Consider the following 13,722-nt stretch of genomic DNA (forward strand, 5'->3'; position numbering starts at 1 on the left):
GCTCCGTCAGGCAGGGATTTCCAGGGTCGCCCGCAGGCCGCCGGCCGCCAGGTTTTCCAGGCTGACCTGGCCGCCCAGGCGTTGGGCGATGGTTTGTACGATGGTCAGGCCCAGGCCTGCGCCTTGGGCATTGCCACGGCTGTAGAAGCGTTCGAACAGGCGCTCGCGCTGGTTTTCGTCGATGCCAGGGCCCTGATCGTCGACGGTAAGGGCAAAACGCATGGCGTTCTTGCGCAAGCCCACGGTGATCACCCCGTGTTCCGGGGAGAAATTCGCGGCGTTGGTCACCAGGTTGGTCAGGGCGATATTGATCGCGGCGGTATCGGTATTCACCGGGCACGGGCCATCCTCGACGTCGAATACCAGCTCAAGGCCTTTGCTCAACAGCCACGGGGTCAACTGAATCAGGGTTTCGCGCACCGTTGTCGCCAGGTCGACGGCCTGCAGCGGCGGTTGCCCGGCGCTGGGCTCCAGGCGCGCCATGGTCAGCAATTGGTTGACCAGGCGGCTGGTACGGTCGACGCCGGCGATCAGAAAGGCCAGGGACTCGCGCCGTTCGGTTTCTGTGCCGGCTTCCAGCAGGTTCTGGGCATGCACGCGCAATACCGCCAATGGTGTACGCATCTCATGGGCCGCATCGGCAATAAAGCGCCGTTCGCGGCCGAGCATTTCCTGGATCTGCGCGAGCATGCGGTTGAGCGCCGCCTGCATCGGCTCAAGCTCCGTGGGCAGCGGCGTCAGTTGCATCGGTTCGAGCGAGCCCGAATGCCGCGCACGCAGGGTGGCGGCCATGTCGGCCAGGGGCTTGAGGCCCCAGCCGATCGCCAGCCAGACCATCGCCGCGAGAATCAGGCTGCCCAGCACGTTGGGCCACAAGGTATGCCGCACGATGCGTTGCACCAGGTCGGCGCGCACGTCGTCGCGCTCGCCCACCCAGATCCGCAGGCCGTTGTCCTTGTCCTTGAGCACAAAGCCGCGCCATTGACGGCCGTTCAGGTCTTCGACGTTGCTGAAGCCCGGCTGGGTGGGCGCGGGGACAAATGACGGGGCGCTGGCGGTGAACACCAGCAGTTCGCCCTTGGGGTTCCACACCTGGAAGGCGACTTTGCTTTCGTAGGGGTGCCCATCCACCTTGGGCATCGCTTCGCCCAAGGCTTTGTTGAACGCGCGGTACAGGTCTTCCTGGTCCTGGCTGGCCAGCGGCATGCTCATCACGCCCTGGAGCAGGCGGGCGTTCTGCGCCAGTTGCGCGTCATAGACTTCGGCGATTTCGTGGTTGCTGTCATGCAGGTTGAGCGCGCTGATCAGCAGCAGGCCGACGAGCAGCAGGCCGATGATCAGGGTCAGGGTTCGCCGTCGTATAGAAGTCATCCGCGCTCCTCAACCAGATAGCCGACGCCGCGAACGGTGCGGATCAGCTCGCTGGAGAACTTCTTGCGCAGGTGATGGATATGCACTTCCAGGGTGTTGCTTTCAGCTTCTTCGTTCCAGCCGTAGAGCAACTGCATCAACTGGTCGCGGGTCATGACGCGGCCCGGTGGCGACAGCAGTTCGTGCAGCAGTTGGTATTCCTTGGGGGTGAGCAGCACCGGTTCGCCGTGGTAGCTGACCTGTTGCGTGCTCGGGTCCAGGCAGATGCCCGCGTGTTCGATCATCACCCGTGCGCGCCCGGCGCTGCGGCGCAGCAACGCGCGCAGGCGCGCCTTGAGTTCGGCCAGGTCGAAGGGCTTGATCAGGTAATCGTCGGCGCCGGCGTCCAGCCCGGCGATCCGGTCTTCGGTGGCATCCCGTGCCGTGAGGATCAGCACCGGCAGGTTCGAGCCGCTGTCGCGCAAGCGGCGCAGCACCTCCAGCCCATCCATGCGCGGCAGCCCGAGATCGAGCACCGCCACGTCAAAGGTTTCGCTGAGCAGTGCATGTAATGCACTGCTGCCATCTTTGAGCCAATCAACGGTGTAGCCCTCTCGCACCAGCGCCTGGTGAATACCTTCACCCAATGCTTCGTCGTCCTCGATCAGTAATAGGCGCACGCGGACTCCTGTCAGTTGAGTTTTTTGTTGATGTCGGCCAGCACGCTTTCGATCTCTTTGCGCCGTCCGGCATCGGCGGTTTCCCGGCCCGGCCGTGGAGCGGCGAGCAAGGCTTTTTGCAGGGCCTCGCGGGCTTCGCTGTAGCGTTTCTGCCGGTACAGGTGGTCCCCCCAGAAATACAGACTATCTATGCCCGTCGGGTTCAGTTGCAAGGCCTGTTTGAGTAACTGGTCAGCCTTGTCGGCATCGCCGAAGCCGATCGGCCAGCCGGGAACCCGATCATACAATGCGGCGAGGCTGGTGTAGGCCGAGCCTTGCAGGGCCTTGGGGTCGAGGGCGAGGGCTTTTTCCAGGTCGACCTTGGCCGCCTTGACCTTGCTCAACGCGCCAAGCCCGCCCTGGGCACCGGCCCAGCTGCTGCTGACGATGCCGGACCAGATCCAGGCCTCGGCCGCTTGAGGGCGCGCCTGGGTGAAGGCTGTCGCCTGGGCGGCGAGTTGCTCAAAGGCCTTGGTGCGCTGTTCCTCGGGCAAGTTGTATTGAATATGGGCCCAGCGTGTCTGGATCTCGGTCAGGCGTTGCTGGTCGGCGCTGTCCAGCGCCCAGGTGAGTGGGCTCAGGGCGGTGAGCAGCAGCGCGGCGATGAGGCGTTTCATGGGTTCAGATCCTTTTTCACGGGTTTATCGCTGAGGCGGCGGACCAGCGGCAGTTGTTTGCGCAAGCCTCGGTCGACCAGGTTCGGCAGCAGGCTGTTGAGGCGCACAAAAAAGCGCTCCGGCCAGCCCAGGTAAAGGTCGCGGCGGTCGTTGGCAATCGCTTTGATCACCGCGGCGGCCACGCTGTGCGGGTCGTCGACGTTGGATTTGAGCGCATCGTTCAAGGCCTGCGCCGCGGGGCTGTTCATGCGCGTGTGGGTGGCACGCGGCGCGACGTACAACACGCCGACCCGCGTATCGGCCAGTTCCCGGCGCAGGGCTTCGGAAAACCCGCGCAAGGCGAACTTGGTCGCGCAGTAGGTGGCATAGCCGGGGTAACCGATGGAGCCGTAAGTGGAGCCGACGTTCACCACCATCGCGCTCGCGGCTTGCTTGAGCATGGGCAGCAGCAGCTTGGTCAGGCAGATCGGCGCGGTGATGTTCAACGCGAGCATGCCGTTGATCTCGTTTTCGTCGAGCTGTTCCAGCATGGCGAAGTGGTTGATCCCGGCTGCGTTGATCAGCAGGTTGACGCCGCCGATGGCTTGCGCGGCGGCCAGCACCTTGCGCCGGTCGTTGAGGAAGGTCAGGTCGGCGCCGACCCAGCACAGTTGTTCCGGGTATTGCGCCAACAAGGCTTCCAGCGGTTCGCGATGACGCGCCACGGCCAGCACATGCGCGCCACTGGCGCACAGTGCGGTGGCAATCGCCAGGCCAATGCCACCGCTGGCGCCGGTCAGCACCACACGGGCTTCAGACAGGCGCATGGGGAGCCTCCCCGCTACGCGACAGGTTGCGGAACATGTCGGTGTACAGCGCGTACACGACTTTGGAGGCGCGGATCACGGCGGCCTGGTCTTCGGGGTCGTCCAGGCTGTTCATCAAGCGGCGGTACGTTTCCATGTGCCCGATGTCCAGGGCACCGTGGGAGCTCAGGTAGCTGAACGCCGTCTCCGGCAGTTGCAGATGATCGCGGATGCTGCCGGCGGCGTGGGTGGCCAGGGCGATGCTGGTGCCTTCCAGTACATTGACCATGCCGAACAGGCCGACCGGGTTGTCACGGGCGATCAGGTCGTAGAGGTAGCTGACCATCAACTCGATGGGCAAGCCCGGGCGTCCGTCACGTACCGCGTCGCGGTCGCCGCCACAGGCCTCGATGTCATCGAGCACCCATTGCTCATGGCCATATTCATCCTCGATGTAGTCGCTGACTGCCTTGCGCAACCACTCCAGGCGCGAGGGCAGGCGCGCACCGCAGGCCATCATCAACGGCACGGTGTGGCGCACGTGGTAGTAAGCCTGGGCGAGGAATTCACGGTAGCTCTCCAGGCTGACCTTGCCTTCCAGTGCATCACGGATGATCGGCAGGCTGAACAGGGCCTGGCGTTCTTGTTGGGTGGCGTCTTGCAGTGTGTCGAAAAAGTTCACGATGAAGTTTCCTCGTTGAGTGCAGGGGCAAGTTGGGATTGATAACGCGCGACGATGGCGTCACGCCGTGGCCGGCCATTGGCGGTGAGCAAGCCGTTGGCGGCGGTGAACGGTTCTTCCAGGCGCGTCCAGCGATGCACCTGTGCGTAGTCGGGCAGGCCGCTGTTGGCCAGGGCCACAGCGGCGGCCAGTTGGGCGTCGGAGCAGTCGGCGCGATGAGGCCACAGCAGCGCGTGGTTCTGCGGCAGGGCTTCGCCATAGACGAAGGCCTGGGCGATGGCGCCGCCCTGGGTCAGTTCGGCCTCGACCCAGTCCGGGTTGACGTTGCGCCCGTAACTGGTGACGAACTGATGCTTCTTGCGGCCTTTGAGGTAGAGAAAACCGTCGTCGTCGAACGCGCCGAGGTCACCGCTGGGCCACCATTGTTCGGGCTGTTCGGTCTGGCCCAGATAGCCGAGCAAGGTCGAGCCTTTGATCAGCACCTCGTTGTCTTCGGCGAGGCGGATCTCCACATGGGGCAGCGGCTGGCCAACACTGCCGGCGCGCTGGGCGCCGGGCCGGTTGAGGCACACCACCGAGGCGCATTCCGACAGGCCGTAGCCTTCGAACACCGGCACGCCCAAGTGCTGCGCGCGCAGCAGCAAGGCCTTGGAGACCCGCGCACCGCCCACCGCGGCAAAGCGCAGGCCTTGCGGGTTGAAGGCTTTCTGCTCGGCGGCGATGACCAGCATCAGCAGCAACTGCGGAACCAGGATCAGGCTGTGGGGTTGGCGCACCGCCAGGCAACCGAGCAATTGCGCGGCATCCACCGCACTGGCGCCCTGGATGCCCAGGCTCTTCTGGCTGGGCAGGCTCAAGGTGGCGCCGGCATACAGCGCGGCGTAGCAACCCAGGTTCTCGAGCAGGATGGCAAGCGGCAATAATGACAGGTGATGGCGCGGGTCGCTGGCATGGCTGGCCTGGTACAACTCGCGGGCCACCCGCAGTACGCTGTCGGCGCTCAGGCACACGCCTTTGGGCGTGCCGGTGGTGCCGGAGGTAAAGGTCACCTTGGCCGTGCCCAGGGGCATTGAAGGGCGGCCGTCGAACGCGCGGCACCAGAAGTCACCGGTTTTGCGGTAACCGCCAGCGTGCAATTCGGCGTCCAGGTAGGGCTCGGCGATCACGCGCTCGGCGTGGCTCTGTTCCAGGCAGTGGGCGCGTTGGGTCGGGCTGAAGAACGGCGGCAGGGTCAGGCAGGTCAAGCCTTCGAACAGGATCGCCAGGTCCCACAGCATGGCCTCGATGCCATTGTCCAGGGCCAGCGCCACCACCTTCACGCCTTCATCGCGCAGGCGTTCCTGTCGAGCGGTCACCTCGGCGAACAGCGCGGTGTAATCCATCTTCAAGGTGTCGCCCCACAGGGCGACGGCGCCGTCATTGCGTTCGGCATAGCCGCGAAGAACAGCGTGGAAACGGCGGGTTTCAGGCGACATGGCTGGCATCCTCAATCGTGGTCGGCAACCCCAGGCGCGAGAACAGGCCCATGTTGCGCAGATGGATGAAGCCGGCGCGGATATTGCCGACATGCACCCAGGGTTGGCTTTCGTAATAACTGCCCCAGTGATGGCGCTCATCGCCCAGGCGCTGCGGGTCGGCGGCGCACAGGGTGACGGGCTTCAGACCGAGGCGATGGAAACTGTTGACCAGGCCGATATTGCCGGTGAACGCCACCCACTCCAGGCCGGCCATCGCCAGCAACCAGGTGATGGCGATGATGCTCAGGCGCGCACTGCCGGTGTCGCTGGCGGCCAGGTTGCCGACTTCGGCGATGGCCCGGCGGTCTACCGGTTGCGCGGCGGCGGCGCTGATCAGCGGCTCGATCGGATGGTCGAGGTAGCGCTCCAGGAACAACGGCTCGGCGCTCGCCAGGCGCACCCCGGCGACGGCGCAGAGTTCACCGTTGGCCTGGCTGACGCCAAACAGCTGCGGCATGAAATGACGGATATCGGCACCGTGGGCAATCCGAAAGCGCTGCTGGATGAAGGCTTCGAAGGCCGGGCGTTGGGGGTCTTGGGGCAGTGCTCGGGAAAGGCACAGCGATGCGCTGTCGGCTTGGCCGAACAGCAGGGGCAGGGGGATCTTCCAATCGATACTGGGCATTGGCGTTATGCCTCCCAAGTGAAGTTGGGAGGAGTATCGAGGGCGTTTCTTAACGAAGTCTGAAGGTGCTGAAAATGATCGTTTCAGCGATCTTCAGATTGTCTTAAGACTAGCCGGGCAGGGTGATCGCGACTTTATCAAGGCCGGGTTCGGCCCCACCCCCTGCACAAGGTGCCTTTTCTATGAGCGAAAACCTGATGACAGCGCGCTACTCAAGGCTGTCGATGATTCTGCACTGGTTGATGCTGGCGTTGTTTGTCGGCGTGTACGGTTGCATCGAAATCAAAGGTCTGTTGCCCCGCGGGCACGCACTCAAGGGGCTGTTCCTCGGCGCCCATGCGCTGTTCGGTATCGGGATTTTCCTGCTGGTCTGGCTGCGCCTGCTCGGGCGCCTGACGCCGCGCCCACCGATCGTGCCGCGCCCGCCGGCCTGGCAGACGGGCATGTCGCACCTGATGCACCTGGCGTTGTACGGCCTGATGATCGTCACGCCGCTGCTGGCCTGGCTGATGCTCAACGCCGCAGGCAAACCGGTGCCGTATTTCGAGTTTTCCTTGCCGACCCTGGTCGCAGCGGACCCCGACCTGGCCAGGCAGTTCAAGCACTGGCATGAATGGTTGGGCAGCGCCGGTTATTGGCTGATCGGCCTGCACGCCGCCGCCGGTTTGTTCCACCACTATTGGGTGCGGGACAACACCTTGCTGCGCATGCTGCCAAAACGTTAAGAACGCTGAGGTTGCGGTTAAGTCGCTTGATGAAACGTTTCATCAAGCGACAAACGGGCTACGCAAGCGCTTGCGTAAGCAAATCTATCTGATTAGAGTCGGTGGTGATCGGCTCTGATCCAAGGAGCGCGAATACAAAAATAATAAATTCAGGAGCTCAGTCATGAGCCTCGAACCCTTGCTTGAAATGCAGGGCATCAGCAAAACCTTCAACGGTTTGCGCGTGCTCAAGAATGTCAGCCTGAAAGTCTACCCCGGCGAAATCCACGCCTTGATGGGGGAGAACGGCGCCGGCAAATCCACCCTGATGAAAATCCTCTCCGGCGCTTACCAGGCCGACCCGGGCGGCACCATCCGCATCGCCGGCCAGCCTGTCGCCACGTTCGACCCCGCCACCGCCAAAGCCCTCGGCATCGCCGTGATCTATCAGGAACTGAGCCTGTGCCCGAACCTGAGCGTGGCCGAGAACATCTACCTGGGCCGTGAACTGCGCCGTGGCTGGACCATCGACCGCCAGGGCATGCAGGCCGGTTGCGTGGAAGTGCTGCAACGCCTGGGTGCCGAGTTCACCGCGGCGACGCGGGTCAGCAGCCTGTCGATTGCCGAACGCCAATTGGTGGAAATCGCCCGCGCCCTGCATGCCCACGCCAAGATCCTGGTCATGGACGAGCCCACCACGCCGCTCTCATCGCGCGAGACCGACCGCCTGTTCGCGCTGATCAAACAGCTGCGCAGCCAGGGCCTGGCGATCATCTATATCAGCCATCGCATGGCTGAGATCTACGAATTGTCGGACCGGGTTTCGGTGCTGCGCGACGGCCAGTACATCGGCGAACTGACCCGCGACGCGCTGTCGGCCGAGGTATTGGTGAAGATGATGGTCGGCCGCGACCTCTCCGGTTTCTACAAGAAGGAACACGCGGCCTATGACCCTGGCGCGGTGGTGATGCGCGTGCGCGACATGGCCGACGGCAAACGCGTGCGCAACTGCAGCTTCGACCTGCATGCCGGCGAAGTGCTGGGCATCGCCGGCCTGGTGGGGGCAGGGCGCACCGAACTGGCGCGGCTGATCTTCGGCGCCGACCCGCGCACCGGCGGCACCCTGGAAGTGGTGGGCAAGACCGTCACCCAACTGCGCACCCCGGCCGACGCGATCCGCGCCGGCGTGGTGTACCTCACCGAAGACCGCAAGGCCCAGGGCCTGTTCCTGGACATGAGCGTGGCCGACAACATCAATGTCTGCGCCTGTGTGCCGGACGCCCATGCCGGTGGCGTGCTCAATCGACGGCATGCCGTGCAACGCTCGCAGGACGCGATCAAGTCGCTGTCGATTCGCGTGGCGTCGGGCAAGGTCAACGTCGGCGCGTTGTCCGGCGGCAATCAGCAAAAGGTCTTGTTGGCGCGGCTGCTGGAGGTCAAGCCGCATGTGCTGATCCTCGACGAACCCACGCGCGGCGTGGACATCGGCTCCAAATCCGAGATCTACCGCATCATCAATCAACTGGCGCAGGCCGGTGTAGGCGTCGTGGTGATTTCCAGCGAGTTGCCGGAAATCATCGGCACCTGCGACCGCGTGCTGATCATGCGCGAAGGCCAGTTGGTGGCCGAAGTCGGCGGGGCTTCGGGCCACGTCATTTCCCAGGAACGTATTATTGACCTCGCCACCGGTGGCGATCAGGTGGCTGCCCATGGCTGATTCGAACAACACAATGACCCTCCCGCCAATCGGCAAGGCCGAGCGGCTCAGGGAACTGATGCGCAGCGTCGGCATGTTGCCGGTACTGGTCCTGCTGCTGGTGGGCTTTGCCCTGGCCAGTGAAAACTTCCTGACGGTGCAGAACCTGTCGATCATCACGCAACAGGCCTCGGTCAACGTGGTGCTGGCGGCGGGCATGACCTTTGTGATCCTCACTGCCGGCATCGACCTGTCCGTCGGTGCGATCCTCGCAGCGTCCGCCGTGGTGGCGTTGCAGGCCTCGATGTCGCCGCAGTTCGGCATGTTCGGGATTGCCGCCGGGATTGGCTTTGGCCTGTTGCTGGGCCTGGTCAACGGTGGGTTGATCGCGTTCATGCGCTTGCCGCCGTTTATCGTCACCCTCGGCGCGCTGACCGCCATGCGCGGCCTGGCGCGTTTGCTGGCCGACGACAAGACCGTGTTCAACCCCGACCTGCCGTTTGCCTTTATCGGCAATGACTCGATCCTCGGCGTGCCGTGGTTGGTGGTGATCGCGGTCGCGGTGGTGGCGTTGTCGTGGTTCATCCTGCGGCGCACGGTGATGGGCGTGCAGATCTATTCGGTGGGCGGCAACCCGGAAGCGGCGCGGCTTTCCGGGATCAAGGTGTGGAAGGTGCTGCTGTTCGTCTACGCGATGTCCGGTGCGTTGGCCGGGCTTGGCGCGGTGATGAGTGCTTCACGCCTGTTCGCCGCCAATGGCCTGCAACTGGGGCAATCCTACGAGTTGGATGCTATCGCTGCAGTGATCCTCGGTGGCACCAGCTTTACCGGCGGCGTCGGCACCATCGGCGGCACGCTGATCGGCGCACTGATCATCGCGGTACTGACCAATGGCCTGGTGCTGCTGGGCGTCTCGGATATCTGGCAGTACATCATCAAGGGCATCGTGATCATCGGCGCGGTCGCGCTGGATCGCTATCGCCAGTCCGGTGCGCGGACCTGAGTTCACTCCTACAACAATCACAAGAGAGACCCACATGAACCTAAAACACATCTTCCCCGTCATTGCCTTGGCTGCCCTGATGTCCCAAGCCGTGGAAGCGCGTGAATTGAAAGCCCTGGGCATCAGCATGGGCTCGCTGGGCAACCCGTATTTCGTGACCCTGGCCGACGGCGCCACGGCCCGCGCCAAGGAGCTGAACCCGGGCGTCAAGGTCACGTCGGTGTCGGCCGACTATGACTTGAGCAAGCAGTTTTCGCAGATCGACAACTTCATCTCGTCCAAGGTCGACCTGATTCTGATCAACGCCGTCGACCCCTCCGCCATGGCCTCGGCGATCAAGAAAGCCCGTGACGCCGGTATCGTCGTGGTGGCGGTGGACGTGGACGCCAAGGGGGTCAACGCGACCGTGCAGACCGACAACGTCGAAGCCGGCAAACTGGCCTGCCAATTCCTGGTGGACAAGCTCGCGGGTAAAGGCAACGTGATTATCCAGAACGGCCCGCAAGTGACCGCCGTGACCGACCGCGTCAAAGGTTGCAAGGCCGCCTTGGCCGCTGCGCCGCAGATCAAGGTGCTGTCCGATGACCAGGACGGCAAGGGCTCGCGTGAAGGCGGCCTGAACGTGATGCAGGGCTACCTCACGCGTTTTGCGAAAATCGACGGTCTGTTCGCGATCAACGACCCCCAGGCCATCGGCAGCGACCTGGCGGCCAAGCAGCTTAAACGCAGCGGTATCATCATCACCTCGGTAGATGGCGCGCCGGATATCGAGAATGCGCTGAAGACCGACACCCAGATCCAGGCGTCCTCCAGCCAGGACCCATGGGCCATGGCGCAGACGGCGGTGAACATCGGCAATGACCTTCTCAACGACAAGGCGCCGGCCGAAACGGTTACGCTGCTCACGCCCAAACTGATCACCCGCGACAACGTCGCGACGTACAGCGGTTGGTCGAGTAAACACTGAGTCATTGAGGGGGGACAGCGCCGTGGTCACCATGGATGACGTCGCAAGCAGAGCGGGGGTGTCGACGTCAACGGTGTCCCATGTGTTGAACGGCACCCGCAAGGTCAGCCCGGCCACGGTGCAAGCGGTGCAGCGCGCGATCCAGGAACTGGGTTATATCCCCAACACCCTGGCGCGTTCGCTGGCGCGTTCGAGCACCAACACCATCGGCGTGGCGATCTCGGCGCTGTCCAATCATTACTTCAGCGAAACCGTACACGCGATCGAAACCGAGTGTGCCAAGCACGGCTACATGATGCTGTTCGTCGATACCCACGACGACCCGGAGCAGGAGCTGCGGGTGGTCACGGCGCTGCATCACCGGCGCGTCGACGGCATTGTATTGGCGCCCTCGAACGGTTCGCTGGCCCTGGAGTATCTGCGGGCCAGCGAGATTCCGGCGGTGCTGGTGGACCGGATGATGAGTGAACAATTCGATCAGGTCGGGGTGGCGAATACCCAGCCCACCCAGGCGCTGATTGCCCACCTGATCGCCCATGGGCATCGCCGAATCGGCTTCATCGCCGGGCGCCTGGGGTTCAGCACCACGGATGAACGGGTGGCCGGTTACCGCGCGGCATTGGCGGCCGCGGGGCTGGCGTTCGATCCGCAACTGCTGGTCAACGGCGGCTCCAACACCGAACCGGCACGCCAGGCCACGGTGCAGTTACTGGGCCTGGCTGCGCCGCCGACCGCGATCATGGCCGGCAACAACCTGATGACCCTCGGCGCCATGCAGGCCTTGCGCGATGCACATATCGAGGTGCCGGCGCAGATGGCGCTGGTGGGCTTCGATGATTTTGATTGGGCGGATTTCTTTGTGCCGCGTCTGACGTTGATCGCCCAGCCGGTCCAGGCGCTCGGCGCTCGTGCGGTCAACCTGTTACTGCAACGCATGGCCGCACCCGATGCGCCGACCCGCAGTGTGCGTCTGGAGCCGACCCTGCAAATACGTAACTCCTGTGGCTGTGATTGATTGGAATGACTCGCGTATGAACACTGCTGTTTCCCTCGGCATCGACCTGGGCACCTCGGAACTCAAAGCCATCCTGATGGATGCCAGCGGCGCGGTGCTGGCTCAGGCCGGCGTGCGCTTGAGCGTCTCGCGCCGGCACGCCGGCTGGTCCGAACAGGCGCCGCAAGACTGGTGGCAAGCCTGTTTGCAGGCGCTGGATGTGTTGCGCGCTCATGAATCGTTTGCCCGTGTGGCGTGCATCGGCCTGTCTGGGCAAATGCACGGCGCGGTATTGCTGGGGGATGACGATCGCGTGTTATACCCGGCGATTCTGTGGGACGACTCGCGCGCGGTGGCCGAAGCGGCACAGCTCGGCCCAGGGTTTGCCGACGTCACCGGCAGCTTGCCCATGGCCGGCTTGACCGCGCCGAAACTGCTCTGGCTGCAACGGCATGAGCCCGAAGTGTTCAAGGCCATCGATTGCGTGTTGTCGCCCAAGGATTACCTGCGCCTGCGCTTGAGTGGGGAGCGCGTCAGCGAGATGTCCGATGCGGCCGGAACGCTGTGGCTGGACGTGGCCAATCGTCAATGGTTCAGCCCCATGCTGCGGGCCACCGGCCTGGCGCCGGAACAAATGCCCAGGCTGGTGGAGGGCGGTGCGGCAAGCGCGTGTCTGACCGCCCGCGAGCTGGGTTTGCGCGCCGAGGTGGTGATTGCCGGCGGCGGTGGCGACAACCCGGTTGCGGCGGTCGGCATCGGCGCGATCAATGCCGGCGACGGTTTCATCACGTTGGGCACCAGCGCGGCGATTGTCGCGATCACCGACCATGCGGCGGGCAACCCGGCCAGCGCGGTACACAGCTTCTGCCATGCGCTGCCCGACCGTTGGTACACCATGGGCGCGATGCTGGCCGGCGCCAGTTGTTTGCGCTGGGTCACGCGCCTGACGGGCATGCCGGATGAACAGGCGCTGTTGGATCAGGTCCAGGCCCAGTTGCCCATCGGCCAATCGGTGCCGCTGGACACGCCGTTGTTCCTGCCGTACCTGGCCGGCGAACGCACCCCGCATAACGACCCCTTATTGCGCGGCGGCTTTATGAACCTGGGCCACGACTGCACCCCGGCGATGCTGGGGTATGCGGTGATGGAAGGCGTGGGTTTTGGCCTGCTCGACGCGTTGCGCGCGGTGCAATCGAGCGGCGCCGACGTCACCGCCTGTGCGCTGGTGGGTGGCGGCGCGCGCAGTGAGTATTGGGCGCAGTTGCTGGCCAACATCCTGCAGCGGGAAATCTTCACGCTGCACGGCAGTGAACTGAGCGCGTGCATCGGCGCGGCGAAGTTGGGCTTTTTGGCCATCGGGCAGGGCGCGGCGTTGCTTGCGGCGGGCATGCCGGTCAAGGCGCGGTATGTACCGGACGTGGCGCAACAGCCGGTGCTGGAGGCGCGTTATCGCAAGTTTCAGGGGCTGTTGGGCGCGGCCAAGGCTCTGCACGGCTGACTTGATCCGGCCCTGTGGGAGGGAGTTTGCTCCCGATAGCGGAGTGTCAGTCACCGCATAAGTGCCTGAACCGCTGCTATCCCCACCTAAGGTTTGTCGGCGTTAGTCCGTCAGCGGTGGCAGGCGCCGCTTCACTGGGGTTTTCTTGACGATGGCGGTGTTGGTCTCGGCATAGACGTTGAGCCGATCCAGCAGACTGTCGAGGTGGTCCATGGTGCGTACATGCAGGCGTGCGATGAAGCAGTCCTCGCCGGTGACTTTGTCGCATTCGGTGAATTCGGGGATGGCCTGGATCTGCCGCTCCACTTCCTGCAATTGGCCGGGCAGGGGACGGATACGCACGATGGCTTGCAGCAGGTAGCCGAAGTGTTTGGGGTCGATGTCGACCGTGTAATGGGTCAGCACGCCGCGCTCTTCCAGGCGGCGCAGGCGTTCGCCGACGCTGGGCGAGGACAGGCCGGTGATGCCGGCCAGGGCCTTGAGGGACAGCCGTGAGTCGTCCATCAAAGCGCCGATCAGTTGTTGGTCGATGGTGTCGATCATGGTGTGCGCCTAATAAATAAAG

At 64.0% G+C, this 13,722-nt stretch carries 14 protein-coding genes; 6 read left to right on the plus strand and 8 right to left on the minus strand.

Annotation, left to right across the window (positions count from 1 at the left end):
- Positions 1-6 precede the first annotated feature (6 nt).
- Genes ACP7E3_RS13170 through ACP7E3_RS13200 form a run of 7 tightly spaced genes read right to left on the minus strand, consistent with a single transcriptional unit; the run spans position 7 to position 6,295 of the window.
- Complete coding sequence (locus ACP7E3_RS13170) at positions 7-1,371, minus strand: sensor histidine kinase (protein WP_046383361.1); 1,365 nt, start codon at positions 1,369-1,371, stop codon at positions 7-9.
- Positions 1,368-2,030 carry a response regulator gene (locus tag ACP7E3_RS13175; RefSeq protein ID WP_017845733.1) on the minus strand — a complete coding sequence of 221 codons (663 nt, stop codon included), beginning with the start codon at positions 2,028-2,030 and terminating at the stop codon, positions 1,368-1,370. Before ACP7E3_RS13175 ends, ACP7E3_RS13170 begins: the two co-directional genes overlap by 4 nt.
- Before the next feature lie 11 nt (positions 2,031-2,041).
- On the minus strand, positions 2,042-2,686 hold the full coding sequence (locus ACP7E3_RS13180) for a tetratricopeptide repeat protein (protein ID WP_046383362.1): 645 nt from the start codon (positions 2,684-2,686) through the stop codon (positions 2,042-2,044).
- A complete protein-coding gene (locus ACP7E3_RS13185) occupies positions 2,683-3,492 on the minus strand; it encodes an SDR family oxidoreductase (protein WP_046383363.1) in 810 nt (269 codons plus the stop codon). Before ACP7E3_RS13185 ends, ACP7E3_RS13180 begins: the two co-directional genes overlap by 4 nt.
- Positions 3,479-4,153, minus strand: coding sequence for a TenA family transcriptional regulator (locus tag ACP7E3_RS13190; protein WP_126588362.1), 675 nt, complete (start codon positions 4,151-4,153; stop codon positions 3,479-3,481). Before ACP7E3_RS13190 ends, ACP7E3_RS13185 begins: the two co-directional genes overlap by 14 nt.
- Entirely contained in the window at positions 4,150-5,628 is a 1,479-nt protein-coding gene (locus tag ACP7E3_RS13195; RefSeq protein WP_057004073.1) for an AMP-binding protein, read from the minus strand. Before ACP7E3_RS13195 ends, ACP7E3_RS13190 begins: the two co-directional genes overlap by 4 nt.
- Complete coding sequence (locus ACP7E3_RS13200; protein ID WP_057004074.1) at positions 5,618-6,295, minus strand: thermostable hemolysin; 678 nt, start codon at positions 6,293-6,295, stop codon at positions 5,618-5,620. Before ACP7E3_RS13200 ends, ACP7E3_RS13195 begins: the two co-directional genes overlap by 11 nt.
- A 182-nt stretch (positions 6,296-6,477) precedes the next feature.
- Here ACP7E3_RS13200 and ACP7E3_RS13205 point away from each other — a divergent pair, with 182 nt between their 5' ends.
- From ACP7E3_RS13205 to xylB, 6 genes are all read left to right on the plus strand, one after another.
- A complete protein-coding gene (locus ACP7E3_RS13205) occupies positions 6,478-7,020 on the plus strand; it encodes a cytochrome b (RefSeq protein WP_017845739.1) in 543 nt (180 codons plus the stop codon).
- A 163-nt stretch (positions 7,021-7,183) separates the two neighbouring features.
- A complete protein-coding gene (locus ACP7E3_RS13210; RefSeq protein ID WP_057004075.1) occupies positions 7,184-8,716 on the plus strand; it encodes a sugar ABC transporter ATP-binding protein in 1,533 nt (510 codons plus the stop codon).
- A 13-nt stretch (positions 8,717-8,729) separates the two neighbouring features.
- Positions 8,730-9,698, plus strand: a complete 969-nt coding sequence (locus tag ACP7E3_RS13215) for an ABC transporter permease subunit (RefSeq protein WP_086005473.1) — start codon at positions 8,730-8,732, stop codon at positions 9,696-9,698.
- 34 nt (positions 9,699-9,732) lie between these two features.
- Complete coding sequence (locus ACP7E3_RS13220; protein WP_057004076.1) at positions 9,733-10,665, plus strand: ABC transporter substrate-binding protein; 933 nt, start codon at positions 9,733-9,735, stop codon at positions 10,663-10,665.
- 22 nt (positions 10,666-10,687) lie between these two features.
- A complete protein-coding gene (locus tag ACP7E3_RS13225; protein ID WP_046484198.1) occupies positions 10,688-11,680 on the plus strand; it encodes a LacI family DNA-binding transcriptional regulator in 993 nt (330 codons plus the stop codon).
- Positions 11,681-11,696: 16 nt separating this feature from the next.
- Positions 11,697-13,157, plus strand: coding sequence for a xylulokinase (gene xylB / locus ACP7E3_RS13230; protein ID WP_426123313.1), 1,461 nt, complete (start codon positions 11,697-11,699; stop codon positions 13,155-13,157).
- Between the two features lie 102 nt (positions 13,158-13,259).
- On the opposite strand, the gene ACP7E3_RS13235 is transcribed toward xylB, so the two are convergent.
- On the minus strand, positions 13,260-13,700 hold the full coding sequence (locus ACP7E3_RS13235) for an Lrp/AsnC family transcriptional regulator (protein ID WP_017845744.1): 441 nt from the start codon (positions 13,698-13,700) through the stop codon (positions 13,260-13,262).
- Positions 13,701-13,722: the final 22 nt, after the last annotated feature.

It is taken from the genome of Pseudomonas sp. PSPC2-3 (genome assembly GCF_049898265.1).
GTDB classification, from domain to species: Bacteria; Pseudomonadota; Gammaproteobacteria; order Pseudomonadales; family Pseudomonadaceae; genus Aquipseudomonas; species Aquipseudomonas veronii.